This is a genomic window from Burkholderia sp. Ac-20353 (assembly GCF_017104785.1).
Classification (GTDB): domain Bacteria; phylum Pseudomonadota; class Gammaproteobacteria; order Burkholderiales; family Burkholderiaceae; genus Burkholderia.
The window spans coordinates 1-25,833 of sequence record NZ_JAAGPL010000126.1 but is presented as its reverse complement, the minus strand read 5'-3'; the positions used below and the strand labels follow the sequence as shown (position 1 = coordinate 25,833).

At 66.2% G+C, this 25,833-nt stretch carries 21 protein-coding genes and 1 tRNA gene; 13 read left to right on the top strand and 9 right to left on the bottom strand.

Annotated elements, in window-relative coordinates; all coding sequences use genetic code 11:
* Together fmt and def are read right to left on the bottom strand one after the other, a co-directional pair.
* Nucleotides 1–759, bottom strand: a 759-nt coding sequence (gene fmt, locus G3N94_RS27850) for a methionyl-tRNA formyltransferase (RefSeq protein WP_205795752.1), incomplete at its 3' end; no start/stop codon positions are given.
* A gap of 34 nt (nt 760–793) precedes the next feature.
* Nucleotides 794–1,297 carry a peptide deformylase gene (def, locus tag G3N94_RS27845; protein WP_205795750.1) on the bottom strand — a complete coding sequence of 168 codons (504 nt, stop codon included), beginning with the start codon at nt 1,295–1,297 and terminating at the stop codon, nt 794–796.
* Between the two features lie 184 nt (nt 1,298–1,481).
* Here def and dprA point away from each other — a divergent pair, with 184 nt between their 5' ends.
* The 3 genes from dprA to G3N94_RS27830 all read left to right on the top strand — a co-directional run bounded on the left by dprA (nt 1,482) and on the right by G3N94_RS27830 (nt 6,068).
* Nucleotides 1,482–2,861, top strand: coding sequence for a DNA-processing protein DprA (gene dprA, locus G3N94_RS27840; RefSeq protein WP_205795748.1), 1,380 nt, complete (start codon nt 1,482–1,484; stop codon nt 2,859–2,861).
* 37 nt (nt 2,862–2,898) lie between these two features.
* The gene (locus G3N94_RS27835; RefSeq protein ID WP_205795740.1) at nt 2,899–3,279 is read left to right on the top strand and encodes a thioredoxin family protein; all 381 of its coding nucleotides are present in this window, start codon (nt 2,899–2,901) and stop codon (nt 3,277–3,279) included.
* 191 nt (nt 3,280–3,470) lie between these two features.
* Nucleotides 3,471–6,068, top strand: a complete 2,598-nt coding sequence (locus G3N94_RS27830) for a DNA topoisomerase III (RefSeq protein ID WP_205795738.1) — start codon at nt 3,471–3,473, stop codon at nt 6,066–6,068.
* Between the two features lie 174 nt (nt 6,069–6,242).
* On the opposite strand, the gene G3N94_RS27825 is transcribed toward G3N94_RS27830, so the two are convergent.
* Entirely contained in the window at nt 6,243–7,292 is a 1,050-nt protein-coding gene (locus G3N94_RS27825) for a LysR family transcriptional regulator (protein WP_205795736.1), read from the bottom strand.
* Nucleotides 7,293–7,717: 425 nt separating this feature from the next.
* On the opposite strand from G3N94_RS27825, the gene G3N94_RS27820 reads away from it, so the two are divergent.
* Complete coding sequence (locus G3N94_RS27820; protein WP_205795734.1) at nt 7,718–8,731, top strand: D-2-hydroxyacid dehydrogenase family protein; 1,014 nt, start codon at nt 7,718–7,720, stop codon at nt 8,729–8,731.
* Nucleotides 8,732–8,800: 69 nt separating this feature from the next.
* Here G3N94_RS27820 and G3N94_RS27815 read toward each other — a convergent pair whose 3' ends face one another.
* Nucleotides 8,801–9,664, bottom strand: coding sequence for a patatin-like phospholipase family protein (locus G3N94_RS27815; RefSeq protein ID WP_205795733.1), 864 nt, complete (start codon nt 9,662–9,664; stop codon nt 8,801–8,803).
* 10 nt (nt 9,665–9,674) lie between these two features.
* Nucleotides 9,675–10,079: a PaaI family thioesterase gene (locus G3N94_RS27810; protein WP_205795732.1), complete on the bottom strand. Its 405-nt coding sequence runs from the start codon at nt 10,077–10,079 to the stop codon at nt 9,675–9,677.
* A 192-nt stretch (nt 10,080–10,271) separates the two neighbouring features.
* Between G3N94_RS27810 and G3N94_RS27805 the strand changes: the two genes are divergently transcribed.
* From G3N94_RS27805 to G3N94_RS27795, 3 genes are all read left to right on the top strand, one after another.
* Nucleotides 10,272–10,347, top strand: a tRNA-Lys gene (locus tag G3N94_RS27805).
* Nucleotides 10,348–10,643: 296 nt separating this feature from the next.
* Nucleotides 10,644–11,114 carry an excisionase family DNA-binding protein gene (locus G3N94_RS27800; protein WP_205795731.1) on the top strand — a complete coding sequence of 157 codons (471 nt, stop codon included), beginning with the start codon at nt 10,644–10,646 and terminating at the stop codon, nt 11,112–11,114.
* A gap of 441 nt (nt 11,115–11,555) precedes the next feature.
* Nucleotides 11,556–11,834 carry a hypothetical protein gene (locus G3N94_RS27795; protein WP_205795730.1) on the top strand — a complete coding sequence of 93 codons (279 nt, stop codon included), beginning with the start codon at nt 11,556–11,558 and terminating at the stop codon, nt 11,832–11,834.
* A gap of 108 nt (nt 11,835–11,942) precedes the next feature.
* Here the strand turns inward: G3N94_RS27795 and phnY are convergent, their stop codons facing one another.
* Nucleotides 11,943–13,397 (bottom strand): phosphonoacetaldehyde dehydrogenase, encoded by a 1,455-nt coding sequence (gene phnY, locus G3N94_RS27790; RefSeq protein ID WP_205795729.1) that lies wholly within the window; start codon nt 13,395–13,397, stop codon nt 11,943–11,945.
* A 29-nt stretch (nt 13,398–13,426) separates the two neighbouring features.
* Nucleotides 13,427–14,662, bottom strand: a complete 1,236-nt coding sequence (phnA, locus tag G3N94_RS27785) for a phosphonoacetate hydrolase (protein WP_205795728.1) — start codon at nt 14,660–14,662, stop codon at nt 13,427–13,429.
* Between the two features lie 210 nt (nt 14,663–14,872).
* On the opposite strand from phnA, the gene G3N94_RS27780 reads away from it, so the two are divergent.
* From G3N94_RS27780 to G3N94_RS27760, 5 genes are all read left to right on the top strand, one after another.
* Entirely contained in the window at nt 14,873–15,937 is a 1,065-nt protein-coding gene (locus G3N94_RS27780; protein WP_205795727.1) for a putative 2-aminoethylphosphonate ABC transporter substrate-binding protein, read from the top strand.
* Nucleotides 15,938–16,034: 97 nt separating this feature from the next.
* Nucleotides 16,035–17,126 (top strand): putative 2-aminoethylphosphonate ABC transporter ATP-binding protein, encoded by a 1,092-nt coding sequence (locus G3N94_RS27775; protein ID WP_205795726.1) that lies wholly within the window; start codon nt 16,035–16,037, stop codon nt 17,124–17,126.
* A complete protein-coding gene (locus G3N94_RS27770) occupies nt 17,123–18,850 on the top strand; it encodes a putative 2-aminoethylphosphonate ABC transporter permease subunit (protein ID WP_205795725.1) in 1,728 nt (575 codons plus the stop codon). The genes G3N94_RS27775 and G3N94_RS27770 overlap by 4 nt, the downstream gene beginning before the upstream one ends.
* A gap of 48 nt (nt 18,851–18,898) precedes the next feature.
* The gene (locus G3N94_RS27765) at nt 18,899–20,029 is read left to right on the top strand and encodes a 2-aminoethylphosphonate--pyruvate transaminase (RefSeq protein ID WP_205795724.1); all 1,131 of its coding nucleotides are present in this window, start codon (nt 18,899–18,901) and stop codon (nt 20,027–20,029) included.
* A gap of 97 nt (nt 20,030–20,126) precedes the next feature.
* The gene (locus tag G3N94_RS27760) at nt 20,127–21,515 is read left to right on the top strand and encodes an FAD-dependent oxidoreductase (RefSeq protein ID WP_205795723.1); all 1,389 of its coding nucleotides are present in this window, start codon (nt 20,127–20,129) and stop codon (nt 21,513–21,515) included.
* A gap of 75 nt (nt 21,516–21,590) precedes the next feature.
* On the opposite strand, the gene G3N94_RS27755 is transcribed toward G3N94_RS27760, so the two are convergent.
* Complete coding sequence (locus tag G3N94_RS27755; protein ID WP_124600700.1) at nt 21,591–22,319, bottom strand: phosphonate utilization associated transcriptional regulator; 729 nt, start codon at nt 22,317–22,319, stop codon at nt 21,591–21,593.
* Between the two features lie 197 nt (nt 22,320–22,516).
* Nucleotides 22,517–24,685, bottom strand: coding sequence for a phospholipase C, phosphocholine-specific (locus tag G3N94_RS27750; RefSeq protein ID WP_205795722.1), 2,169 nt, complete (start codon nt 24,683–24,685; stop codon nt 22,517–22,519).
* A 230-nt stretch (nt 24,686–24,915) separates the two neighbouring features.
* Here G3N94_RS27750 and G3N94_RS27745 point away from each other — a divergent pair, with 230 nt between their 5' ends.
* Nucleotides 24,916–25,824 (top strand): LysR family transcriptional regulator, encoded by a 909-nt coding sequence (locus G3N94_RS27745; protein WP_205795721.1) that lies wholly within the window; start codon nt 24,916–24,918, stop codon nt 25,822–25,824.
* Nucleotides 25,825–25,833: the final 9 nt, after the last annotated feature.

The following is a 25,833-nucleotide window of genomic DNA, read 5'->3' as shown; positions in this document are numbered from 1 at the left end:
CGCGCCGTCGAGCGTCGCGACGCCGCCCGGAAACGGGTCGAACGCGCGCACCTGGCGCGCCAGCACGTCCGCGGGCTTGAGCCAGTCGAGCGCGGCCTCGTGCTTGCCGATCTTTTCCGCATAGGTCACGCCGTCGGCCGGCTGCGGCGTCGACGGCAGGCTGCCGGTGCGTTCGAGCTGCACCAGCGCATCGACGATGAGCCGCGCGCCTTCGGCGGCGAGCTTGTCATGCAGCGTCGCGGTCGTGTCGTCGGGCGCAATCGCGACGCGCGCTTCGTGCAGCATCGCGCCGGTATCGAGCCCGGCATCCATCTGCATCAGCGTGACGCCCGTCTCCGCATCGCCCGCCTCGATCGCGCGATGGATCGGCGCCGCGCCGCGCCAGCGCGGCAGCAACGATGCGTGGATGTTGATGCAGCCGTGGCGCGGAATGTCGAGCACCTCCTGTGGCAGCAGCAGGCCGTAGGCGGCGACCACCATCACGTCGTGCGGGGTCGCGCGCAACAGCTCGATCGCTTCGGCCGCCTCGGCCGGATACTTGCCCGCGCGGCGCAGCGACGGCGGCTGGGCGACGGGCATGCCATGCTCGACGGCATGGCGCTTCACGGCGCTCGCCTGCAGCTTCATCCCGCGCCCGGCGGGGCGGTCCGGCTGCGTGAGGACGAGCGGCACCGGAAATCCGGCCGCGTGGATCGCGGCGAGTGCGGCCGCGGCGAATTCCGGCGTGCCGGCAAAAATGACGCGCAACGAATGTGTCATGACAACGATCGGGATCAGGCAGGGCGGACGCGCGTTACATCGCGCGTTCGAGTTTCTTCATCTTCGACTTGATGCGGCTCTGCTTGAGCGTCGATAGGTATTCGACGAACACGCGGCCCATCAGGTGATCCATCTCGTGCTGCACGCATACGGCCAGCAGGCCCTCGCAGTCGAGCTCGAACGTCTCGCCCTTTTCATTGAGCGCGCGCACGCGCACGTGGTCCGGACGCTCGACTTCGTCGTAGACACCGGGCACCGACAGGCACCCTTCCTCGTAGATCTTCTTCTCGTCGCTCGACCAGACGATCTCGGGATTGATGAAGGCGCGCAGTTCGCTCTTGTCCTCGGAGACGTCGATCACGATCACGCGCTCGTGCACGTCGACCTGCGTCGCGGCAAGGCCGATGCCCGGCGCCGCATACATGGTCTCGGCCATGTCGGCGACGAGCTTGCGGATCCGGTCGTCGACCTGGTCGACCGGCTTGGCGACCTTGTGCAGCCGCTTGTCGGGGTAATGAAGAATGTTGAGCAAAGCCATGGCGTTCGGTAATCGGTGGGGCGGCTCGTCGCGTCGGCCATCCGGCCAGCTGGCGCAGCCGCCAGGATGCAAAGAAGATGAGGCGGATCTGCGGTGTATCAACGCTCGCGGATCGCGCCTCCTGCAACCGGCCGCACGCCTGCGCGCGGCCTCTCGTGTTATTTCGGATGATGAAAATTTTAACATGGCGACACGCGGCTCGCTGGCCGCTGCGCTCGACGGGGCTCTCATGTCGCCGCAAGCGCTGAGCGTGGCCGAACTGCGCGCATGGCTGCGGCTCGCGGACGCGCCCGGCCTGACGCCCGCCGTGCTGCGCGTCTTGCTCAATGCGTTCGGCTCGCCGGCCGCGCTGCTCGATGCCCCGGACGACGCGCTCGCCGCCGCGAGCAGCCCGGCGGCCGCACAAGCGGTGCGGGACAGCCTGCGGGACGATCTCGACGCGCGCACCGACGCGACGCTCGCATGGCTCGATGCGCCAGGCAACCGCATCGTCACGCTCGGCGACCCGGCCTACCCGCCGCGGCTCCTCGACCTGCACGATCCACCGCCGCTGCTATATGTAAAGGGCCGGGTTGCGCTTCTGCACGCGCGCAGTATCGCAATCGTCGGCAGCCGCCACGCGACGCCGCAGGGGCTCGCCGATGCGACGCGCTTCGCTCGCGTGCTGTCCGACGCGGGGCTCGCGATCATTTCCGGGCTCGCACTCGGTATCGACGGCGCCGCGCACCGGGGCGGGCTGGACGGACGGTCGGGCACCCTCGCGGTGATCGGCACCGGCGCCGACCTCGTCTACCCGGCGCGGCATCGCGCGCTCGCGCACGAAATCGCCGCACACGGCGCGATCGTGTCGGAATGGCGGCTCGGCACGCCGGGCCGCGCATCGCACTTTCCGCAGCGCAACCGGCTGATCGCCGCGCTGGCGAGCGGCGTGCTCGTCGTCGAGGCCGCGCCGCGCTCCGGCTCGCTGATCACCGCACGGCTCGCGAACGAAATGGGGCGCGACGTGTTCGCGGTGCCGGGTTCGATCCATGCACCGCTCGCACAGGGATGTCACGCGCTGATCCGCGACGGCGCGAAGCTCACCGCGACGCCCAGCGACGTTCTCGACGAATACGGGCCGAGCGAATGGTCACGCGACGCACCGGGCAACGCGGAAACGGGTGCCACAACAGCCGTCGGTTCATCTGGCGATGCCGGCGCCGTTGGCGCGGGCGTGAGCACCGTCGATAACGAAGGCAAAAATGCCGGCGCGGAGTCAAACCTGGTCTCCGTAGCCAATACAAACTCCCCCGCGCATGCCGGCACCAATGGCGGCACGACCCCGTCCGCCACCCCCGCCTTGTGCGACAAAACCGAGCAACTCGTCCTCGCTGCACTGGGGTATGGCCCCGTTACCTACGAGTGGCTGGCCGAGCACAGCGGCCTGTCCGACGACGCACTCCACTGCGCGCTTCTCGCGCTCGAACTGGCCGGCCGCGTCGCCAGCCTGCCGGGCGGCCGCTTTGCCCGGCTCGACGCGGCGGCCACCCCGCCCGCGCGCGGCGTGCTACATTCCCGCGCATAGGGGCGGCCGCGCCGCCCGCCGACCTGCAAGGAAACCCATGCCCGCGCTGAATCTCGACACCGACGCGGATCGTATCGCCGAGCGCCTGCGCGATCCCGATACGCTGCTCGTCGCCTGCCTGTGCGCCGAATGGTGCGGCACGTGCCGCGACTACCGTACGGCCTTCGACCTGCTCGCCGACGCGCATCCCGACATGTGCTTCGCGTGGATCGACATCGAAACGCATGCCGACCAGCTCGACGATCTCGACGTCGAGAATTTCCCGACGATCCTGATCGAGGACGCCAACGCCGCGCGCTTCTTCGGCACGGTGCTGCCGCACGCGGCCATCGTCGACCGGATGCTGTCCGACCTGACCGCGCTGCCGGGCGTGCCGCACGCACCCAAATTGCGCAACATCCTGAACGTCGAGGCCTGAGCCGCATGCCCGCGCAGCGGTATTTCGCACGAAAGCGCATCCCGCCGCGCCGCATGCTTGCCGCCGTCACGGCCCCCCACTATGATGAGCCGCTTTTTGCACGCCGAGCCGCCGTCACGGCGCCGTGTGCTATAAAGCCGTCGTAAAAGGGACCCACAACCGGCAAACCCGGTCTACCAACACACACAGTCATGTCCAAAGCTCTGATCATTGCGGAAAAGCCTTCTGTCGCGAACGACATCGCGCGCGCTTTGGGTGGCTTTACCAAGCATGACGAATACTACGAGAGCGACGAGTACGTCCTGTCGTCCGCAGTCGGCCACCTGCTGGAAATCGCTGCCCCGGAGGAATACGAGGTCAAGCGCGGCAAGTGGAGCTTCGCGCACCTGCCCGTCATTCCGCCGCATTTCGACCTGAATCCGATCGCGAAGAGCGAGTCGCGCCTCAAGGTGCTGACCAAGCTGATGAAGCGCAAGGACGTCGACCAGCTGATCAACGCATGTGACGCGGGGCGCGAGGGCGAGCTGATCTTCCGCCTGATCGTGCAGCACGCGAAGGCGAAGCAGCCGGTCCAGCGTCTGTGGCTGCAGTCGATGACCCCGCAGGCGATCCGCGACGGCTTCGCGCACCTGCGCAGCGATTCGGACATGCAGCCGCTCGCCGATGCCGCCCGCTGCCGCTCGGAAGCGGACTGGCTCGTCGGGATCAACGGCACCCGCGCGATGACCGCGTTCAACAGCAAGGGCGGCGGGTTCTTCCTGACCACGGTCGGCCGCGTTCAGACGCCAACGCTGTCGATCGTCGTAGAACGTGAAGAGAAAATCCGCCGCTTCGTCCCGCGCGACTACTGGGAAGTGAAGGCGGAGTTCGCGTGCGCGGGCGGCTTCTACGAAGGCAAGTGGTTCGACCCGAAATTCAAGCGCGACGAATTCGATCCGGAAAAGCGCGACTCGCGGCTCTGGAGCCTGCCCGCCGCCGAGACCATCGTCGCGGCCTGCCGCGACCAGATCGGCACGGTCAGCGAGGAATCGAAGCCGTCGACGCAGCTGTCGCCGCTGCTGTTCGACCTGACGAGCCTGCAGCGCGAGGCAAACAGCCGCTTCGGCTTCTCCGCGAAGAACACGCTCGGCCTCGCGCAGGCGCTGTATGAAAAGCACAAGGTGCTGACCTACCCGCGTACCGACGCGCGCGCGCTGCCGGAAGACTACATCGCGACGGTCCAGTCGACGCTCGAGATGCTCAAGGAGAGCCACAACTACCTGCCGCATGCGAAGCAGGTGCTCGACAAGGGCTGGGTGAAGCCGAACAAGCGGATCTTCGACAACTCGAAGATCAGCGACCACTTCGCCATCATCCCGACGCTGCAGGCGCCGAAATCGCTGTCCGAGCCCGAGCAGAAGCTGTACGACATGGTCGTGAAGCGCTTCCTCGCCGTGTTCTTCCCGGCCGCGGAATACAAGGTCACGACCCGGATTACCGAGGTGGTCGGCCATACCTTCAAGACCGAAGGCAAGGTGCTCGTCGAGCCGGGCTGGCTGCAGGTGTACGGCCGCGACGCCGAAGGCGCGGACGCGAACCTCGTGCCGGTGCAGAAGAACGAGAAGGTGAAGACGGACGAGATTGCTGCGGTCGCGCTCGTGACAAAACCGCCCGCGCGCTACTCGGAAGCGACGCTGCTCTCCGCGATGGAAGGCGCGGGCAAGCTGGTCGAGGACGACGAGCTGCGCGAGGCGATGGCCGCGAAGGGGCTCGGCACGCCGGCCACGCGCGCGGCGATCATCGAAGGCCTGCTCGGCGAGAAATACCTCGTGCGCGAAGGCCGCGAACTGATCCCGACCGCGAAGGCCTTCCAGCTGATGACGCTGCTGCGCGGGCTCGGCGTGAAGGAACTGACCGCGCCGGAGCTCACCGGCGAATGGGAATACAAGCTGTCGCAGATGGAGCGCGGCAACCTCGGGCGCGACGCGTTCATGCAGGAAATCGCCCGCATGACGCAGCAGATCGTCAAGCGTGCGAAGGAATACGATTCCGACACGATCCCCGGCGACTACGCGACGCTCGAGACGCCGTGCCCGAACTGCGGCGGCCAGGTGAAGGAAAATTACCGCCGCTTCGCGTGCACGAAGTGCGAGTTCTCGATCTCGAAGATCCCGGGCAGCCGGCAGTTCGAGATCGCGGAAGTCGAGGAGCTGCTGCGGGAGAAGACGATCGGCCCGCTGTCCGGGTTCCGCAGCAAGATGGGCCGCCCGTTCTCGGCGATCCTGAAGCTGTCGTTCGACGACGAAACGAAGAACTACAAGCTCGAGTTCGATTTCGGCCAGGATCAGGGCGGCGAGGAAGGCGAAGCGCCGGACTTCTCCGCGCAGGAGCCGGTCGGCGCATGCCCGAAGTGCAAGGGCCGCGTGTTCGAGCACGGGATGAGCTACGTGTGCGAGCACTCGGTTGCGAACCCGAAGACTTGCGACTTCCGCTCGGGCAAGGTGATCCTGCAGCAGGAAATCACTCGCGAGCAAATGGGCAAGCTGCTCGCCGACGGCCGCACCGACCTGTTGCCGAACTTCAAGTCGTCGCGTACGGGCCGCAACTTCAAGGCGTATCTCGTGAAGCAGCCGGACGGCAAGATCGGCTTCGAATTCGAGAAGAAGGAGCCGAAGGCGGCTGCCGCGAAGAAGACCGCAAAATCCGCGACGAAGGAAGCGGAAGCGGTGACAGAAGGCGCAGAAGAGAAACCGGCACCGGCTCGCAAGACCGCCGCCCGCAAGACGACGACGCGCAAGACCGGCTCGTAATATGGCTGCATGCGGCTGCATGCGCCAGCCCGGTGCGTGCAGCCGGGCCAGCCATAGAAAAACGCGGATCGATTGCTCGATCCGCGTTTTTTATTGTGCAGATGCTTCTTGATCCGCGTTTTTATTGTGCCGGCGCGTGCAGGCGGTTCGTTCACCGCCCGACGCCGCCCAGCATCAAAGCGGTGACGGCACCGCAACTCGCGGGCGCGGCGAACGCGGCAGGCGCGGCGACAGCTTCGGGTCGGCCCCTTCCGGCTGCTCGGCGCGCGTCTCGACGCCGATCGGCGCGGTCGCAACCCCCTGCGCCGCCCATTGCTCACCCATCATCGCATCGGTCGAATGGCTGAAATGCTCGACGAGGTGGTCGATGAAGGTCCGCACCTTGGCCGGCAGATGACGCCGGCTCGGGTACGCGATGTTGATCTCGACTTGCGGCAGGCGGAAATCGGGCAGTAGCCGCACGAGCGCGCCGCGCGCGATGTCGCTGCCGATCAGGTAGCTCGGCAGGATCGCGACACCCATGCCGAGCAGCGCGAACTGGCGCAGCATCGCGGTGTTGTTCGCGACGATCACGTTGGTCGGCCGCACCCGCACTTCGCCATCCGGCCCCGTAAACACCCGCTCGTCGCCCCAGTATTCGGTCGGCAGGCTCAGGCTCGGGTGCTCTGCGAGCTGCTCCGGTTGGGTCGGCACGCCGTGCTTTTCCAGATAGCTCGGCGTCGCGCAGACGGTCATGCAGCCGGTGGTGAGCCGCCGCGTGACGATGCTCGCGCTGCGCATCTGGCGCGTGACCACGATGCCGACGTCGAAGCCTTCCTCGACGAGATCGACCTGCCGGTCGACCAGCGTCAGATCCGGCACGACTTTCGGGAAGTTCTCGGTGTAGGACTTCAGCACGGGGGCGAGGTTATGCAGGCCGAACACGACTGGCGCGACGATGCGCAGCGTGCCGACCGGCTCGTGATTGCGCGCGACGACCATCTGCTCGACATCCTCGAGTTCATCGAGGATCTGGCGCGCGCGTTCCAGATAGACCTGACCGGACTCCGTCAGCGAGAGGCTGCGCGTGGTGCGATTGAGCAAGCGCGTGCCGAGACGGCCTTCCAGATCGGCGACGTGACGTGTCGCAACCGCGTTGGAGATATCCATTGCACTCGCGGCCCGCGCGAAACTGCCGAGATCCGCAACCTTGACGAACACTCGCATCGACTGCAAATGATCCATTAACGACTCCTGCCGCTGTTACTGCTTCAAAAAGATCTAGCAAATGCGTAATTCTCCTACGACAGCGGAATTGATGCAGAGTTGCTGACCAAGCCCCCCAAATCCGAAAAAAACCGTCAATTTTCCTCGGGTTACGCGGATAATTGATCTAATTATTCTGATCGAAGCAACAATCGGGTGAACCTCGTCGATGAAGTGGCGGATTCAGAAAGGACGTGCTTGATGCGACACGGCATCGCGGCGGCGCCCGGCCGCGCGAAACCTGCGCCGGGGCAGGCTTGGCGCCAATTGCGGCGGGGCGTAACAACCTGTTAAAAAGACACCACGCGGCCGCTCTGCATAGCATCATGTCGGCCCCGACCGGGCGGGAACGATGCGCGACGCGCCGTCACTGCCCCTGATTCAACGCGCGACTTCCGCTCACCATGAAAATTGCCATCCTCGACGACTACCAGGACGCCGTCCGCAAGCTGAACTGCTTCCAGATGCTCGCCGACCACGACGTGAAGGTCTTCAACAACACGGTACGCGGCCTGGGACAGCTCGCCAGCCGGCTGGCGGAAGTCGAAGCGCTCGTGCTGATTCGCGAACGCACGCCGATCTCGTCGCAACTGCTCTCCAAGTTGCCGCATTTGCGCATGATCAGCCAGACCGGCCGCATCGGGACCCACATCGATCTCGAGGCGTGCACCGAGCGCGGCATCGCGGTGCTCGAAGGGTCGGGCTCGCCGATCGCGCCCGCCGAGCTGACCTGGGCGTTGATCATGGCCGCGCAGCGCCGGATTCCGCAGTACGTCGCGAACCTGAAACAGGGCGCGTGGCAGCAGTCGGGCCTGAAGACGTCGGCAATGCCGCCGAACTTCGGCCTCGGCCAGGTGCTGCGCGGCCAGACGCTCGGCATCTGGGGGTACGGGAAGATCGGCCGGATCGTTGCCGGCTACGGCAAGGCGTTCGGGATGAACGTGCTGGTCTGGGGCCGCGAACACTCGCTCGAGGCGGCACGCGCGGACGGCTACACCGCGGCCGACAGCCGCGAGGCGCTGTTCGAACAGAGCGACGTGCTGTCGCTGCACCTGCGCCTGCACGACGACACACGCGGGATCGTCAAGCAGGACGACCTGATGCGGATGAAGCCGACGTCGCTGCTCGTCAACACGAGCCGCGCCGAACTGCTCGAGGAGAATGCGCTCGTCAACGCGCTGTCGCACAACCGGCCGGGGATGGTCGCGATCGACGTGTTCGAGAGCGAGCCGATCCTGCAGGGCTACAGCCTGCTGCGGATGGAGAACGTGATCTGCACGCCGCACATCGGCTACGTCGAACGCGAAAGCTACGAGCTGTACTTCAGCGCGGCATTCAGGAACATCCTCGCATTCGACCAGGGCGACATGTCGAACGTCGCCAACCCGGAAGCGCTGACCCCGATCCGCAAGCGCTGACCACCTCCCGGCCGCGCCTGCCGCGGCCGATCGGTCACTGCGGCCACGGCAGCCACTGCGGCCGCATCGTCAGCCGACCGGCCCGCGCGTCATCGCGGCGACGCGGGTCAGGAAATGCTCGCCGTCGCGCCGGCCGAGATCGTACGCGTGCCGCATCTGCGACGGGTTCGTATAGTCCCAGCTCGAAATCGGCACCTTGCTCGACGGCTGCACGTACAGGCGCTGCTGGTCGCCGTGCGCGACCGTGAACATCTGCGGACGCGGGTACAGCCGTGTGACGAGCACCAGCACGTGCCCCGGCGACGCGTCGAGCGCGTCGACCGGCACGTTGTCGACCATCCCGCCATCGAGCACCGGCCGGCCGTTGCGCCGCAAGACCGGCGTAAACGGCGGCGTGCACGACGACTGCAGGATCAGGTCGGCCAGTTCCTCGACCCGCGCGCACGCCTGTGCGCGCACGAATTCCGGCCGGAATCCGAGCGTGCGGCCGAGCGTCGGATGCAGCGTCTTGCGCACATACTTCTCGATGTTGTACGCGACAAGGCCCGCCGCGACCGCGCTGCGCGCGCCGAGCCAGCGCGGCACATGCGACACGCCGATGCGAATCTCGGGCGCGTCATGGAGTTTCGCGAACGGCTCGCCGTAGATGTCGAGCAGCGCCTGCCGGTAGATCCGGTAATGCGGAAACACCGGCTCGCGGCCGAACAGGTTGCCCCAGTACGCGTTCTTCCGGTTGTGGCGCAGCGCCTGTTCGTAATAGCGCATCACCCACGCGGCGTCGCGCGTATACAGCATGCAGGCCGTCGCGGCGCCGGCCGAGATGCCGGTGATCACGCGCGGCCGCAACGCGAGCGCGGGCTGCGCGACGTCCCAGAAGCCTGCCTGCCACCAGCAGCGGTTGCCGCCGCCGGCGAACACGACCTGGTCGAACATCGCGCGACGCTCAGCTGATGAGTGCGTAGGTCGACGTCGCGTGAACGGCCATCTTGCCGTCTTCGTCGAACAGCTCGACCTCGCCGAACACCAGGTTGCGGCCCATCCGCAGCACGCGCGCGGTGACGAGCACGTCACCCTTGCGCACCGGGCGCATGAAGTTCGTGTTCAGCGACACCGTCGTCATCGGCCGGAACTCGCCGAGCACGGACGAGATCGCGACCACCATCGCGGTATCGGCAGCGGCCGTGAACACCTGGCCGCAGATCACGCCGCCGGAGTGGCGGAATTCACCGGAAAAAGGCAAACGCAGCGTAACGCTGTCGTCGGCGATCGATACGGGCACCAGACCGAGCGAGCGGACCCACGGGGCCAGCAACCGGTCCAGCAATTCGCGGACTGCATTTTCGTCCATCTTCGAATGTCCAGGAAATGTTGCGCGACCGCCGCGCAACAAGCGTGGACGTCATCATACCGGGAGCGCGGCAACTGCGATGCCCGGCAGCGCCTCCAACCGCTCCGCACGTCGATGACGAAATATTTTTGAGAAATTCGCAGAAAGGGCTTGCCAGCCGTAAAAAACCCGTGCATAATTTCACTTCTGTTGGGGGCGTTAGCTCAGTTGGTAGAGCAGCGGACTCTTAATCCGTAGGTCGAGTGTTCGAGTCACTCACGCCCCACCAGGAATTCCGAAGCCCGGTTAGCGAAAGCTGACCGGGCTTTTTGCTTTGGCCGGGGAATTTCCGGTCAGTCGCCTCAACCCTGAGCGTCCGGGCAAATCGTCAGCCCCGCGCCAATCGAAGGCGCAGATTTTTCCACCTGCTCGCTCGAGCACCCCGGCGGCCGGCACGACGCGCAAACGCCATTGTTCACTTATTGCATTTATTGCACTTAATGCAGATAAGCGCTGCGCTTGCTATCGCGCACACGATAGCAAGCGTAGCGCTTATCTGGTTTTGAACTTTGTAGAGAGGCCTATATGCGCACCGTAGAGCGGATTCGGGAGATGGCGCCACCGCCGATGACGGAGAGGGATCTTGAGATGGCCCGTGTTGCACAACGCTGCATCATGGAGGCATTGGATCATTCGCGCGCGGCGCAAATTACCCTGACGACGGATACCGGCGAACATCCATCCATTGCCCTCCCGCCGGCATCACTGAAACTCATTGGGCAATTGCTCGGAGCCATGAGTGAGGGGAGCCCGATCACCCTCGTTCCAGCGGACCGCGAATTCACGACTGTGGAAGCCGCCAACTTCCTCAACGTGTCGCGTCCCTTTGTGATCAAGGAAATAGAGGCTGGCAGGCTCAAGCATCGTATGGTCGGAACGCATCGCCGGATCGCATTTGAGGATCTCGTCGCCTACGCGCGTCAAATGCGCGAAAAGCAAGTAGCTGCGCTGGATCGGTTGGCGGAAAACGCCCACGAACTGGGTTTGGATTACTGACATGGCCGGCCACGTACGCTATACGGCTCTGCTCGATGCGTGCGTTCTGTTTCCGATTGCGGTTGCCGACTCACTTATGAGTCTGGCAACCGCAGGGCTTTTCGCTGCGAAGTGGACTCGACGCATCGAACAGGCCGTATCGCCCCTCAAGTTCATGCCCCGTCGATCCGGATTTTGGATCTGCTCCGGCGCAACAGCGAATCTGCGTGCGGCTATCGATACCTTCCGTTGAGCGCTCCGCCATCGGAGTCACTGATTCTCCATACGAAAACGCGACGCGACACGCCCTCCCTTGCCCGTCGCGCGCCCCATCACGACCCGTTACCGTCCGTTACAAAAGCGACAACGCGGTATCACCCGCCGCGCACGCGCTACGTACCATTGAGCCAACGTGAACTGATTGCTCGCGAGCCGGTACGGCCGCGAACGGAGCGAAGGAAAATGAAGCGAGTCCTGTTGTCCGGCGCCGTCGGCGTCGTGACTGCCTGCCTGTCGGCAAGCGCGTTCGCGCACACCGACATCGGCGTGTACCTGGGCGTGCCGGGACCTGTGATCGAGGCGCCGCCGCCGGTCTACTACGAACCGCCGCCGCCAGTGGTGTACCAGCCGGCACCGGTCTACTACGGACCGTATTACGGCGGTTACCGCTATCGCCGCGAATGGCACGACCGCGGCTGGCATCGCGGCTGGCATCATCACCACGACGACGAAGACGATTGATTTCGCGCGCGCGGCCATTGCGACCGCACGCCCACCCGCCCGCACACGAACCGCGCCGGCCTGACAGCCGGCGCGTTCGCGTTACCTCCCGCTTAACCGATTACCCGCTCACCACGGCAGCGAATACGTCTTCGTATTCGTGAAGCTCTTCATCGCTTCCTGCACGCCTTCCTTGTAGCCGAGCCCCGAATCCTTCACGCCACCGAACGGCGTCAGTTCGAGCCGATACCCGGGCACTTCGCGCACGTTCACGCTCCCCACTTCCAGCTCGGTGATGAAGCGCGTGATGGTGTCGAAGCGGTTCGTGCAGATCGACGACGACAGCGCGTAGTCGGTGCTGTTCGACATCCTGATCGCTTCGTCGATGTCCTTGAAGCGCATGATCGGCGACACGGGCCCGAACGTCTCGTACTTCACGAGCGGCATGTCGGGCGTCACGCGGTCGACGACGGTCGGCGCGTACAGCGCGCCATCGCGCACGTTGCCCACCAGCAGCCGCGCGCCGCGCGCGATCGCATCGTTCACCTGCTGCTCGCAGAACCGCGCGGCGGCCTCGTCGATCACCGTGCCCATGTCGACCGACGGATCGGCGGGGTTGCCGTACGTCCACGCGCGCGTCTTCTCGACCACCAGCTCGGTGAAGCGATCGGCCACCGACTCGTGCACGAGCATCCGCTTGATCGCGGTGCAGCGTTGCCCGGAGTTCTTGTACGAGCCCGACACCGCGAGCGTGCTCGCCTCGTCGAGATCCGCATCTTCCATCACGATGATCGGATCGTTGCCGCCGAGTTCGAGCACCGCGCGCCGATAACCCATCCGCGACGCGATCGACTTGCCGATCGATACGCCGCCCGTGAACGTGATCAGGTCGATCGCGGGGTTCGTGATCAGCTCGTCGGCGATCTCCTTCGGGTCGCCGGTGACGACCTGCAGCATCTGCGGCGGCAGGCCCGCCTCATACAGGATGTCCGCGAACAGGTAGCACGACAGCGGCACCTTCTCCGACGGCTTCACGACGATCCGGTTGTTGGTCGCGACCGACGGCACGACCTTGTGCGCGACCTGGTTCATCGGGTGGTTGAACGGCGTGATCGCCGAGATCACGCCGAGCAGCGGCTCGCGCTGCGTGTACACGCGGCGCTTCTTGCCGTGCGGCGTCAAATCGCATGAAAAGATCTGCCCGTCGTCCTTCAGCACTTCGCCCGCGCCGAACGTCAGCACGTCCGCGACGCGGCCGGCCTCGTACGTCGAGTCCTTCAGGCACAGCCCGGCTTCGGCGGTGATCAGCGCCGCGATCTCGGCGGTGCGCGCCCGCACGATGTCGGCTGCACGACGCAGGATCGCCGCGCGATCATGGCGTGTCAGCGTCGGCCGGTACGCGCGCGCCACGGCGAACGCGCGCCGCACGTCGTCGAGCGTTGCCTTCGGCACGGTGCCGACGAGCGAGCCGTCATACGGATTGCGCACGTCGATCACTTCATCGCGATGGATCCGTTCGCCGTCGATCCGCAATGCCTCGTGACGGATCTCGCTGACATTCGTCGATGCTGCAATGGCGTTCATGGATGAGTCTCCTTCCGGATTCGTTCGCATCACTGAAGATGATTGAGCGCGATGTCGAGGATGTCGAAGTTGCGCAGCCGCGCGCGGCGGGTCACGTCGGCAGCGACCGGCTTGCTGAAGATCAGCGGCACGATCTGCTCGGAGATCCCGCCGTGCGAGCGCAGCGGCACGTCGAGGCCCGACAGGTCGTGCTTGACGGACCGCGTGCCGAGCACCACGTGCTGCTTCGAGATCACGATCAGGTCACCCATCCGGTCCGGCGGCAGCTCGAAGCGTGCGCAGCCTTCGGTGCGCGTCAGCACGACCTCGATGCCGTCGACGGCCGCGAGCCGCGCGCGCAGCGCGTCGACATCGGCAGTATCGGGCACGTAGACGGTCGCGAACGAACCGAGTGCGCCGTGGTGCACGACGTACGGATCGGTGATCGGCAGGATCACGCGCGCCACGTCTTCGCCGAGCGAGTCGTCGAACAGCTCCTGCAGGTAGATCACGTTCGGCTCGCCTGCGTCGTCGTGCTTGTCGTTCATCCCGTGATCGGCCGTGATCGCGACGATCGCGCCGAGCTCGTCGAGCCGCTGCAGGTACTTGTCCATCATCTCGTAGAACGCGTTCGCGCCGGGCGTGCCGGGCGCGCACTTGTGCTGCACGTAGTCGGTCGTCGACAGGTACATCAGGTCGATCGGGCGCGTCTCGAGCAGGCGCACGCCGGCCGCGAACACGAATTCCGACAGATCCGCGCTGTACACGCTCGGCACCGGCTTGCCGACCAGCTCGAGCACGTTGTCGATGCCGTTTTCCTCGACGGTCGCCTCGTCGGCCTTCTCCGACGAGAAGCAGATGCCCTTCAGCCCCTTGCCGAGCAGGCGGCGCAGCTTGTCCTTCGCGGTCACCACCGCGACGCGCGCGCCCTGTTCGGCGAACGTCGCGAGCACCGTCGGCGCGACGAGGTACTTCGGGTCGTTCATCAGCACCTCGGTGCCGCTGTCGCGATCGTAGAAGTAATTGCCGCTTATCCCATGCACCGACGGCGGCACGCCTGTCACGATCGACAGGTTGTTCGGGTTCGTGAAGCTCGGCACCACGCACTCGCCCTTCAATGCGGTGCCGGGCTTCAGCAGCGTGCGCAGGAACGGCGCAACGCCGGCCTCGGCGGCCATCTCCAGATATTCATAGGCGCAGCCGTCGACGCAGACGACCACCACGGGCCGGCTCATCCAGTTGTAGCGGCGGCCGTTCACTTCCACGGATACAGGCGTTTCAGTCATGACGTTCAGTCCTTTCGGTTCGAAGAGGGGTTGAGTCGTCGGCGCCCGCGCCGCGCCGATGGGGGTGTTTTCCAAGCTTGACATTAAAATGGATGATTTGTAGATTGTCAACAACATGCAGAGAACAGAAAGCAAAATACGGTTGCGAGAAGAGGGCTGGTCACCACTCATCCGCCGCGTACCGCGGCACCACAGTCAAGGGGTCTGAAGATGAACGAAGTGCCGGTAAGCAAGCGTTTCAAGTCGTGGGCAGCAGGCGCAGCCCGTTGCGCGCTCGTCGCGTCGGTCGTCACGGTCGCGCTGGGTGTCGCGCAAGCGGCGCACGCGAAGACGTCGCTGCTCGTCTACACCGCGCTGGAAGACGAAGCGATGAAGCCCTACAAGGACGCGTTCGAGAAAGCGAACCCTGACATCGAGATTCGCTGGGTGCGCGATTCGACCGGCTCGGTCACCGCGAAGCTGCTCGCCGAGAAGAACAACCCGCGTGCTGACGTCGTGCTCGGCCTCGCCGCGTCGAGCCTCACGCTGCTCGACCTGCAGGGGATGCTGATGCCGTACACGCCGAAGGGCTTCGACCAGCTCACGCGCAAGTACAGCGACGCGAACACGCCGCCGCACTGGGTCGGCATGGACGTGTGGGGCGCGACGATCTGCTACAACCGCGTCGCCGCGCAGGCGAAGAACATTCCGAAGCCGACGTCGTGGGAGGACCTGACGAAGCCGGTCTACAAGGGCGCGATCGTGATGCCGAGCCCCGTGTCGTCCGGCACCGGCTACCTCGATGTGACCGCATGGCTGCAGACCTTCGGCGACGACCGTGGCTGGAAGTTCATGGACGCGCTCGACAAGAACGTCGCGCAATACGTGCACTCGGGCTCGAAGCCTTGCACGCTCGCCGGCACCGGCGAATTCCCGATCGGCATCTCGTTCGAGTTCCGCGGCCACGAACTGCAGGCGCAGGGCGCGCCGATCGACCTGATCTTCCCGAAGGAAGGGCTCGGCTGGGACATGGAAGCGACCGCGATCATGAAGACGACGAAGCAGCCCGATGCCGCGAAGAAGCTCGCGGACTTCATGGCGAGCAAGGACGCGAACGAGATCACCGCGCGCTGGTGGGCGATCGTCGCGTATCCGGGCATCGCGAAGAAGCTGTCCGGCATCCCCGACAACTACTCGGACCTGCTCGTGAAGAACGACTTCACGTGGTCCGCGAAGAACCGTCAGTCGATCCTCGATACCTGGCAGAAGCGCTACGGAGCGAAGGCGCAGCAGTAAGGCCACGAACGGCAGCGAGGCGGCCATGCAGGCCGCCTTGCGCCACCTTGCAACCGTCGAACCCGGCCCCAGGGCCACCCGCAGCGTGGAGGCGCGCATGGCACCTTATCTGAGCGTAGAACGCATCGAGAAGCGGTACAACGACACGCAGGTGCTCAGGGATATCAACCTGAGCGTGATGAAAGGCGAAATGATCTGCTTCCTGGGGCCGTCCGGCTGCGGGAAAACCACCCTGCTGCGCATCATCGCCGGGCTCGAATCGCAGAGCGCCGGCCATATCTCGCAGGACGGCCGCGACATCTCGCGGCTGCCGCCGCAGCAGCGCGACTACGGGATCGTGTTCCAGTCGTACGCGCTGTTTCCGAACCTCACCGTCTACGACAACGTCGCGTACGGGCTCGTGAACCGCAAGATGAAGCGCGACGCGATCCACGAGCGCGTGCACACGCTGCTCGCGCTCGTCGGCCTGCCCGACAGCCACCGCAAGCATCCGAACCAGTTGTCAGGCGGCCAGCAGCAGCGCATCGCGCTCGCCCGCGCGCTCGCGACGTCGCCGGGCCTGCTGCTGCTCGACGAGCCGCTGTCCGCGCTCGATGCGCGCGTGCGCGTCCGGCTGCGCCAGGAGATCCGCGCGCTGCAGCAGCGGCTCGGCGTGACGACGATCATGGTCACGCACGACCAGGAAGAGGCGCTGTCGATGGCCGACCGGATCGTCGTGATGAACCACGGCGTGATCGAGCAGATCGGCACGCCGCTCGAGATCTACCGGCAGCCGGCGTCGCCGTTCGTCGCCGACTTCATCGGCAAGGTCAACACGATACCCGCCGAGGTGACGCACGACGGCACGCTGCGCGCAGGCGGCATCGGGCTCGATTACCGGTGCGGCAACGCGCGTCCCGCGCAAGGTTCGACGGTGTCGGTCTTCGTGCGGCCGGAAGACCTCCGCATTCACGTGCCAGGCGATACGCCTGACAACCTGTTGAGCGGCCGCGTCGAGAAGCTCGAATTCCTCGGCGCGTTCTGTCGCGTCAGCTTCCGCATTGACGGGCTCGACGGCCAGGAGGTGGTCGCCGACCTGTCGTTCCACGAAGTCGACCGCACCGGCCTGCGCGAAGGCGCGCGTTTCGATCTCGCGCTCGACCGCGAGCATGTCTGCGTATTCTCGTCCGCCAAGGAGCGACTGCAATGAGCGCCGTGCTGACCGAGCGCCGCCGCGGCGCCCCCGCCCCTGCCGACGTGCGGCAGCTGACCCACTGGCACGATCGCGTCGCGCAGCTTGCGTTGCTGGCGATGGCCGCGCTGCTGTCGCTGTTCCTGCTGTTGCCGCTCGCGCTCGTCGTGCAGAAATGCTTCGTCGACGCGGACGGGCATTTCGTCGGCCTGCACAACTTCGCGGCGTATCTCGAGGACAGCGGCGTGCTGCACTCGATGCTGCATTCGCTGACGGTTGGCGCGCTCGTCACGTCGATCGTCGTGCCGATGGCGTTCACGTTCGCGTATGCACTGACACGCTCGTGCATGCGGCTGAAGAACGCGGCGCGCACGATCGCGCTGTTGCCGCTGCTCGCGCCGACGCTGTTGTCCGCCGTGTCGTTCATCTACTGGTTCGGCAACGCGGGCCTGCTGAAGCCGCTGCTGCACGGCCATTCGATCTACGGGCTGCCGGGCATCGTCGCGAGCATGGTGTACGCGTCGTTCCCGCACGTGCTGATGATCCTCGTGACCGCGCTGTCGCTCGCCGACGGCCGGCTCTACGAAGCGGCGGACGCGATGGGCACGAGCCGCACGCGCAAGTTCTTCACGATCACGCTGCCCGGCGCGAAATACGGGCTGATCAGCGCGACGATGGTGTCGTTCACGATGTGCATCAACGATTTCGGCGTGCCGGTCGTGATCGGCGGTTCGTACAACGTACTGTCGACCGACATCTACAAGCTGATCATCGGGCTGCAGGACTTCAACCGCAGCGCGGTCGTGAGCCTGATGCTGCTGTTTCCCGCGCTGATCGCGTTCGGCATCGACTTCTTCATCCGCCGCCGCCAGCAGTCGCAGCTCGGCGCGCGCTCGACGCCGTACCAGCCGAAGCCGTCGCGTGGCTTCGATCTCGCGATGCTCGCGTACTGCGGCGTCGTGTGCGCGTTCTTCGTCGCGGTGGTCGGGATCTCGGTGTTCGCGTCGTTCGTGAAGTTCTGGCCGTACCAGATGCGCCTCGGGCTGCAGCACTACGAGATGGGCCTGATCGCGGGCGGCATCTTCGACGCGTACAAGAACAGCCTGCGGATGGCGGCCACGGTCGCGATCGGCGGCACGATCATCGTGTTCGGCAGTGCCTACCTGATCGAGAAGACCCGCGGCGCACGCTGGCTGCGCGGCTTCATCAGCCTGTGCGCGATCCTGCCGATGGGCGTGCCGGGCCTCGTGCTCGGCATCAGCTACATCTTCCTGTTCAACGCGCCCGGCAATCCGCTGAACGGGCTGTACGGGTCGCTCGCGCTGCTCGCGATCGTCACCGTCGTCCACTACTACTCGTCGAGCCACCTGACCGCGGTCACCGCGCTGCGCCAGATCGACAGCGAGTTCGAAGCGGTGTCGGCGTCGCTGAAGGTGCCGTTCTACAAGACCTTCCTGCGCGTGACCGTGCCCGTGTGCCTGCCCGCGATCCTGCTGATCGCGCGCTACCTGTTCGTGAACGGGATGACGACCGTCTCGGCGGTCGCGTTCCTCTATTCGCCGGACACGCAGCCCGCGTCGGTCGCAATCCTGAACCTCGACGATGCGGGCCAGATCGGCCCGGCCGCCGCGATGGCGACGCTCGTGCTCGCGACGTCGTCGTGCGCGTGCCTGCTGTTCGCGTGCGTGTCGCACGGCCTGTTGCGCCGCACGCAGGCGTGGCGCAACCCGCATCGCCGCTGATTCCCCCAACGTATTTCCGTGACGTCCCGACTTCATCAAGGAGACACCATGACGCTCGCCGCCCAGCCCATCCTGCTCACCCCCGGCCCGCTGACGACTTCCGACCGCACGCGCGAAGCGATGCTGCGCGACTGGGGGTCGTGGGACAGCGACTTCAACGCGATCACCGCGCGGCTGCGCGAACGCATCCTGCAGATCGTGCACGGCGAAGGCACGCACGAATGCGTGCCGCTGCAGGGTAGCGGCACATTCTCGGTCGAAGCGGCGATCGGCACGCTCGTGCCGCGCGACGGCCACGTGCTCGTGCCGAACAACGGCGCGTATTGCCAGCGCATCGCGAAGATCTGCCGCGTGCTCGGCCGCACGCTGACGACGATCGACTACACCGAGGCATGCCGCGTCGACCCGGCCGACGTCGATCGCGCGCTGGCCGCCGACCCGGGCATCACGCATGTCGCGCTCGTGCATTGCGAGACGGGCACCGGCGTGCTGAATCCGCTGCACGAGATCGCGAAGATCGTCGCGAAGCATGGCCGCGGGCTGATCGTCGACGCGATGAGCTCGTTTGGCGCGATCGACATCGACGCGCGCACGACGCCGTTCGACGCGGTGATCGCCGCGTCCGGCAAGTGCCTCGAAGGCGTGCCGGGGATGGGTTTCGTGATCGTGAAGCGCAGCACGCTCGAACGCTGCGAAGGCAACAGCCATTCGCTCAGCATGGATCTGTACGACCAGTGGACGTACATGCAGCGCACGACGCAATGGCGCTTCACGCCGCCGACGCATGTCGTCGCCGCGCTCGACGCCGCGCTCACGCAGTATCTCGACGAAGGCGGGCTCGCCGCACGCGGCGGCCGCTACGCACGCAACTGCGCGGCGCTGATCGACGGGATGGCAGCGCTTGGCTTCCGCCCGTTCCTCGACGCATCGGTGCAGGCGCCGATCATCGTCACGTTCCACGCGCCGGACGATCCGAACTACGACTTCAAGACGTTTTATCAGGAGGTCAAAAAGCGCGGCTACATTCTGTATCCGGGCAAACTGACCGAGGTCGAGACGTTCCGCATCGGCTGCATCGGGCATTTCGGCGAAGCAGGCATTCCGGGCGCCGTCGCCGCGATCGCCGACACGCTGCGCGCGATGGGCGTGCGGCGGGTGTCCGCCGAAGCCGCGGCGTGACCGGCCGGGCCGCGCATCGGTTGCGATGCGCGGCCCGCCTCTTTGTATATCGGGCCGTGCGCGACACGGCCGCTTTTCCATTCAAGCGAAACACGTGATGCGTCCCTTCTGGATCGAACAAGCGCTCTTCAACGACGGCGACCTCGCCCCCGCGCTGCAAGGTGCGGCGAAAGCCGACGTCTGCATCGTCGGCGGCGGGTTCACGGGGCTCTGGACGGCGATCCAGGCCAAGCAGCAGAACCCCGCGCTCGACATCGTGATACTCGAAGGCGACCTGTGCGGGGCGGGCGCGAGCGGCCGCAACGGCGGCTGCCTGCTCACGTGGTCCGCGAAATTCCTGACGCTGCGGCGCCTGTTCGGCGAGGCCGAAGCGGTGCGACTCGTGAAGGCGTCCGAAGCAGCCGTGCAGCACATCGCCGGGTTCTGTCGCGAACACGGCATCGACGCGGAGCTGCGGCTCGACGGCACGCTGTACACGGCAACGTCGCCCGCGCAGGTCGGCACGCTCGCGCCGGTGCTCGATGCGCTCGCCGCGTGCGGGATCCACAGCTACGAACCGCTGCCGCCGGCCGAAGTCGCACGCCGCTCGGGGTCGGCTCGCAATCTCGACGGCGTGTATTCGCCGATCGCCGCGACCGTGCATCCGGGCAAGCTCGTGCGCGGGCTGCGCCGCGTCGCGCTTGCGATGGGCGTCCGGATTCACGAGCGCACACCGATGCTCGACTTCACGCCGGGCCCGCAGGTCGTCGTGCGCACGCCGGCCGGCAGCGTCACCGCCGGCAAGCTCGTGTTCGCGATCAATGCGTGGATGGCGAGCCGCTTCCCGCAGTTCGCGCGCACGATCGCTGTGGTGTCGAGCGACATGGTCATCACCGAGAAGTGTCCGGAGCTGCTCGCGAAGACGGGGCTCGTCGACGGCGTGTCGGTGCTCGATTCGCGGATCTTCGTGTACTACTACCGAAGCACGCCCGATGGGCGGCTGATGCTCGGCAAGGGCGGCAACACGTTCGCGTGGCGCGGGCGCATCGCGCCGGTGTTCGACCAGCGTTCGCCGTACGAGGCGCAGCTCACGCAGAGCCTGCGCGAGTTCTTCCCGTCGCTCGCCGGCGTGCCGATCACCGCGAGCTGGAACGGCCCGTCGGATCGCTCGGTGACGGGCTTCCCGTTCTTCGGCCGCCTCGACGGCGCACCGAACGTGTTCTACGGCTTCGGCTATTCGGGCAACGGCGTCGGACCGACCTACATGGGCGGGCAGATCCTGTCGTCGCTGGTGCTCGATCTCGACAACGCGTGGACGCGCAGCCCGCTCACGCAGGGCCCGCTCGGACATTTTCCGCCGGAGCCGTTCCGCTATGTCGGCTCGCACGTCGTGCGCAATGCGATCCGCCGCAAGGAGCGCGCGGAGGACGCGAACCGGCAGCCGTGGATCGTCGATAAGTGGCTGTCGAAGCTCGCGAGCGCGGCGGGGAAAGCGGACAAGGCGTAGATCCGTTGGCCGCGCACCATGAACAAAGGGCGCTTCGCAGCGCCCTTTGTTCTTTCCCCGCCATGCACGAACCAGTCACACCCGCGCTGTCTTCTCGCGCGCCGCCTTGCCGGTCGCCGGCAGGCCCTGCTCGTGCGTGCGGCGCATCCGTGCGAGGCCATGCGCGACGTGCTCGCGCACGAGCGCGACCGCCTTCTCCTCGTCGCCGTTGCCGAGCGCCTGCACGATCTTCTCGTGCTCGGCCGCCGACACCGACAGCGCATCGTGCTCGGCCTCGATCGCCGCCTGCCGCAGCAGCCCGAGCTGCCGCACGAGACGGCGGTAGGTATCGGTCAAGTGCGTGTTGCCGACGCCGACGACCATCGCGTCGTGGAACTGCACGTTGAGCTCGGTATAGCGCGTGACGTCGTGCGTCTTCGCGGCATCCTTCATCGACTGGATGATGCCCTTCAGCACCTTCAGCGTGTCGGGCGAGATGCGTTTCGCGAGCGCGCGCGCGACCGACTCGTCGAGCATCGCGCGCACTTCGTAGATCTCCTCGGCTTCGCGCAGCGGCACGACGCGCACCGTCACGCCGCGATTCTTCTCGTTGCGCAGCAGGCCCGCCTGCTCGAGCGCGCGGAACGCCTCGCGCACGGGGCCGCGCGACACGTTCAGCTTGGTCGCGATATCGACTTCGTTGAGTTTCTCGCCGGGTGCATATTCGCCGGACACGATCGCGCGCTCGAGCATGTCCTGGACGATCATCGCGAGCGACTGGCTCTGCAGGAGTTCGATGGCATTGAGCGCGTTCGGGGCTGTCATGGTCGGGCAGGCAGCGAGGCTGCGGTGGAAAACGAGGGCGCCAGATCGGCGAATGATCCTTGTATACCGTCGGCCCGACACATTGTCAACAGTTTTCAGTCTCCAAACACCAATCCCGAGAGGGACTGCGAAGTGCGACCTCGATGGAGGCCGCGATGCCGGCAAACGCGTGCCGCCGGCATCGCGGCGCACGCTGCTCAGCCCTTCACCGGCCCCGGATCGCTGTGGCTCGGCCGACCCGTCTCGACGTGTCCGGCGAAGCGGCGCACGACCTTGTCGTCGCCAGCGCCGCCCGTCGTGGTCGCAACGATGCTCAGGTCGTACCAGCCGTGGCTCGAGCTGAGCTCGAAGTGATCCTCGACGCGCTCGCCCGGCGCGAGCGTGTACGACCGCGAATGCGCATGGCTGTACGCATTGTCGACGACCACGCGGCACGTCGCGCGGCCGCTGTTGCGCAGTTGCAGGTACACGTGGCGGTTGCGCACGTCGTAGCCGACCTTCGCGTCCGGGTTCGCGTGCTGGCCGTCCGTCGCGAGCGTCGTGTTGCCCTGGAACTCGCACAGGTAGCCGTTCGGGCCGTACACCGCGAGGTGATAGTCGCCTTGCGCGACCGACGTGTTCCAGCAGTCGGCGATCTTGTCGCCCGCGGACACCGCGTAGCGGCGCGGCTGGCTCGACGGATTGCGACGATCGTACACGTAGAACGCCGCGCCCGCGCCGCCCGTGTTAGCGAAGTCGAGCCACACGTTGCCGTCATGACTGTTCACGCGGCTGTGCACGAAGACCTCGTACGGCAGCGCGCGCGCCGGACGCGTGCCGGGCTCCTGCGCCGGCATCGTCTGCTGCGCGGGCACCTGGTACGCGTGGCCGGCCGTCGCGATGTGCTGCGGCACCGTGAAGCTCACCGTGCGCGTGTCGGGCTTGCCGGAGAAGTCGAACGCGGACGTCAGGTCGCCGCAGATCGAGCGCCGCCATGCGCTGATGTTCGGCTCCTTCACGCCGAAGCGCGCTTCGAGGAAGCGCAGCACCGACGTGTGGTCGAACGTCTCCGAGCACACCCAGCCGCCCTTCGTCCACGGCGAGATGATGATCAGCGGCACGCGCGGCCCGAGGCCGATCGGCTGGATCCCGCCCGGGTCCGCGCCCGGCACGAGCGGGCTCATCTCGTGCGGATACTTGCCCAGGTCGAGCAGTTCGTCGCCGAGATTGCCCAGCAGGTTCGACGACACGACGCCCTGCCCGTTCACGCTGCTCGTGACAGGCGGCACCGGCGGCACGACGTGATCGAACAGCCCGTCGTTCTCGTCGTAGTTGAGGATGAACACGGTCTTCGCCCACACGTCCGGGTTCGACGTCAGCGCCTCGAGCACCATGTTGATGTAGAACGCGCCGTCGGTCGGCGACGCCTGCGGATGCTCGCTGTACTTGTACGGCGAGACGATCCACGACACCTGCGGCAGCTTGTTCGCCTGCACGTCGGCCTTCAGCTCCGCGAGCGTGTGGTCCGATGCGCCCTTGTCGACGAGCGGGCCGCTCGCGCCTTCCTTCACCTGGAAGCGCTTGAAGAACATCAGCGAGTTGTCGGTGTAGTTGTCGGTCGGGTCGCCCGGGATGCCCGTGCCGCCCTGGTACACCTTCCAGCTGATGTTCGCGTTCTCGAGGCGCTCCGCGTAGGTCGTCCACGTGTAGCCGTTGACGTCGTCGCGCTCGCCGATGCCGGGGCCGTTCGGCGGCATCCCGTAGATGTTGCGCGGGTCGATCGTGCCGGTCCACAGGTAGATGCGGTTCGGCGCGGTGTCGGCGTGCGCCGAGCAGTGGTACGCGTCGCAGATCGTGAATGCGTCGGCCAGCGCGTAGTGATAGGTGAGGTCCTGGCGCTTCAGGTAACCCATCGTCAGCACGTCCTGCTTCTGGTTCACCCACTGGTTCCACTGGCCGTTGTTCCAGGCCAGGTGGCCGCTGCTCCAGCCGTGATTGGTGCCCGGCTGGAATTCGGTTGTCTGCTTCGGATCGAGGTAGAACGGCAGCACATACGGCGCGGACGAATCGAGGCCGCGCGAATGATAGTTCTTCGTGAACGTCGACGCGGGCGGCTGCTGCCACACCGGCGCACCGCTCGGCAGCAGGTGCGGGCGCGGATCGTTGAAGCCGCGCACGCCGCGCAGCCCGCCGAAGTAGTGGTCGAACGAGCGGTTTTCCTGCATGAAGATCACGACGTGCTCGACGTCCTGGATCGTGCCGGTGCGCGACGCGGCCGGCATCGCCAGCGCGTTGCGGATCGCGGGCGGGAAGCCTGCGTAGGCGGCCATCGCGCCCGCCGACTGGGCGGCGAGGCGCAGGAAATCGCGTCTGTTGGTCGAAGACATGAGGAGGATCCTGTTGGGTCGGTATGGAAACGAGCAACCGGCTGAGCGGGGCCGGCGGCGGTGCGCTGCCGCTATTAGTCCGCACTGGCGTGTCCCGGACGTGACCGGTTCCAGCAGGTTTCTTGCGGTCATCCCCAGCTTTTTTTCGAAGTCGTGCACGACGCACCTTTCACCGCGCCGACACATGAGTGCGCTACGCTGCCGCGCATGAAGAGGGATGAGGCGGAGTCGTGTTCGATCAGCTGAAGGCGTTCCACGCGACCGTCAGGCAGGGCAGCATCACGCGCGCGGCGCGGCATCTCGGCGTGAGCCAGCCGACCATCGCCGCACAGATCAAGCAGGTCGAGCAGGTGTACGGCGTCGAGCTGTTCTATCGCAGCGGCCGCCGGCTCGAAGTCACCGAGACCGGCATCGAGCTGCTGCCGCTGATCGAGAAGATGATCGCGCTCGAAGCGCAGGCCGACATCATGCTGCGCAACGTCGGCGGCCTGTTCGAAGGCCAGTTGCGCATCGGCGCGACGGGGCCTTACTACATCATGGACGCCGTCGGGCGCTTCTCGAACGCGCATCCGTCGATCGCGCTCACGTGCCGGATCGGCAACTCCGAGGAAATGCTGCAGGCGCTGCACGAATTCCGCATCGATCTCGCGGTGTCGTCGCAGCGTAATGATGCGGACGGGATCGAGCGGCAGGTGATCTCGACCGATCCGCTCGTGCTCGTCGTGCATCGCACGCATCCGCTCGCGCGCTTCGATGCAATCGATGCGGCGCAGCTCGCCGACGTGCGGCTCCTGATCCGCGAGGAAGGCTCGGTCACGCGCCGCTGCACCGAGGAGATCCTCGCGGCGGCCGGCATTGCGCCGGCGTGCGTCGCGGAGATCGGCAGCCGTGAAGCGATCCGCGAGGCGATCCTGCACGGCGTCGGCTGCAGCCTGTTCCCGCTCGGCGAGGCCGAGCGTCATCCGGAATTGAGGATCGTCGCGCTGCGCGGCGTTACGACGACGATCGACGAATACGTGTACTACCTGAAGGCGCGCCGCAACAGCCCCGCGATCGCCGCGTTCCTCGCGTGCATCGTGCCGGCGCGCGGCGAAGCCATCGCCGTCGAACCGAAGATGCGCCGCGCGACGGCGCGCTGACCGGCGCCG

What these genes read in the sequence shown, in the direction of transcription:
- def (WP_205795750.1), bottom strand. Translation starts at nt 1,297, where the DNA reads ATGGCTTTGCTCAACATTCTTCATTACCCCGACAAGCGGCTGCACAAG.
- dprA (WP_205795748.1), top strand. Translation starts at nt 1,482, where the DNA reads ATGGCGACACGCGGCTCGCTGGCCGCTGCGCTCGACGGGGCTCTCATG.
- G3N94_RS27835 (WP_205795740.1), top strand. Translation starts at nt 2,899, where the DNA reads ATGCCCGCGCTGAATCTCGACACCGACGCGGATCGTATCGCCGAGCGC.
- G3N94_RS27830 (WP_205795738.1), top strand. Translation starts at nt 3,471, where the DNA reads ATGTCCAAAGCTCTGATCATTGCGGAAAAGCCTTCTGTCGCGAACGAC.
- G3N94_RS27825 (WP_205795736.1), bottom strand. Translation starts at nt 7,292, where the DNA reads ATGGATCATTTGCAGTCGATGCGAGTGTTCGTCAAGGTTGCGGATCTC.
- G3N94_RS27820 (WP_205795734.1), top strand. Translation starts at nt 7,718, where the DNA reads ATGAAAATTGCCATCCTCGACGACTACCAGGACGCCGTCCGCAAGCTG.
- G3N94_RS27815 (WP_205795733.1), bottom strand. Translation starts at nt 9,664, where the DNA reads ATGTTCGACCAGGTCGTGTTCGCCGGCGGCGGCAACCGCTGCTGGTGG.
- G3N94_RS27810 (WP_205795732.1), bottom strand. Translation starts at nt 10,079, where the DNA reads ATGGACGAAAATGCAGTCCGCGAATTGCTGGACCGGTTGCTGGCCCCG.
- G3N94_RS27800 (WP_205795731.1), top strand. Translation starts at nt 10,644, where the DNA reads ATGCGCACCGTAGAGCGGATTCGGGAGATGGCGCCACCGCCGATGACG.
- G3N94_RS27795 (WP_205795730.1), top strand. Translation starts at nt 11,556, where the DNA reads ATGAAGCGAGTCCTGTTGTCCGGCGCCGTCGGCGTCGTGACTGCCTGC.
- phnY (WP_205795729.1), bottom strand. Translation starts at nt 13,397, where the DNA reads ATGAACGCCATTGCAGCATCGACGAATGTCAGCGAGATCCGTCACGAG.
- phnA (WP_205795728.1), bottom strand. Translation starts at nt 14,662, where the DNA reads ATGACTGAAACGCCTGTATCCGTGGAAGTGAACGGCCGCCGCTACAAC.
- G3N94_RS27780 (WP_205795727.1), top strand. Translation starts at nt 14,873, where the DNA reads ATGAACGAAGTGCCGGTAAGCAAGCGTTTCAAGTCGTGGGCAGCAGGC.
- G3N94_RS27775 (WP_205795726.1), top strand. Translation starts at nt 16,035, where the DNA reads ATGGCACCTTATCTGAGCGTAGAACGCATCGAGAAGCGGTACAACGAC.
- G3N94_RS27770 (WP_205795725.1), top strand. Translation starts at nt 17,123, where the DNA reads ATGAGCGCCGTGCTGACCGAGCGCCGCCGCGGCGCCCCCGCCCCTGCC.
- G3N94_RS27765 (WP_205795724.1), top strand. Translation starts at nt 18,899, where the DNA reads ATGACGCTCGCCGCCCAGCCCATCCTGCTCACCCCCGGCCCGCTGACG.
- G3N94_RS27760 (WP_205795723.1), top strand. Translation starts at nt 20,127, where the DNA reads ATGCGTCCCTTCTGGATCGAACAAGCGCTCTTCAACGACGGCGACCTC.
- G3N94_RS27755 (WP_124600700.1), bottom strand. Translation starts at nt 22,319, where the DNA reads ATGACAGCCCCGAACGCGCTCAATGCCATCGAACTCCTGCAGAGCCAG.
- G3N94_RS27750 (WP_205795722.1), bottom strand. Translation starts at nt 24,685, where the DNA reads ATGTCTTCGACCAACAGACGCGATTTCCTGCGCCTCGCCGCCCAGTCG.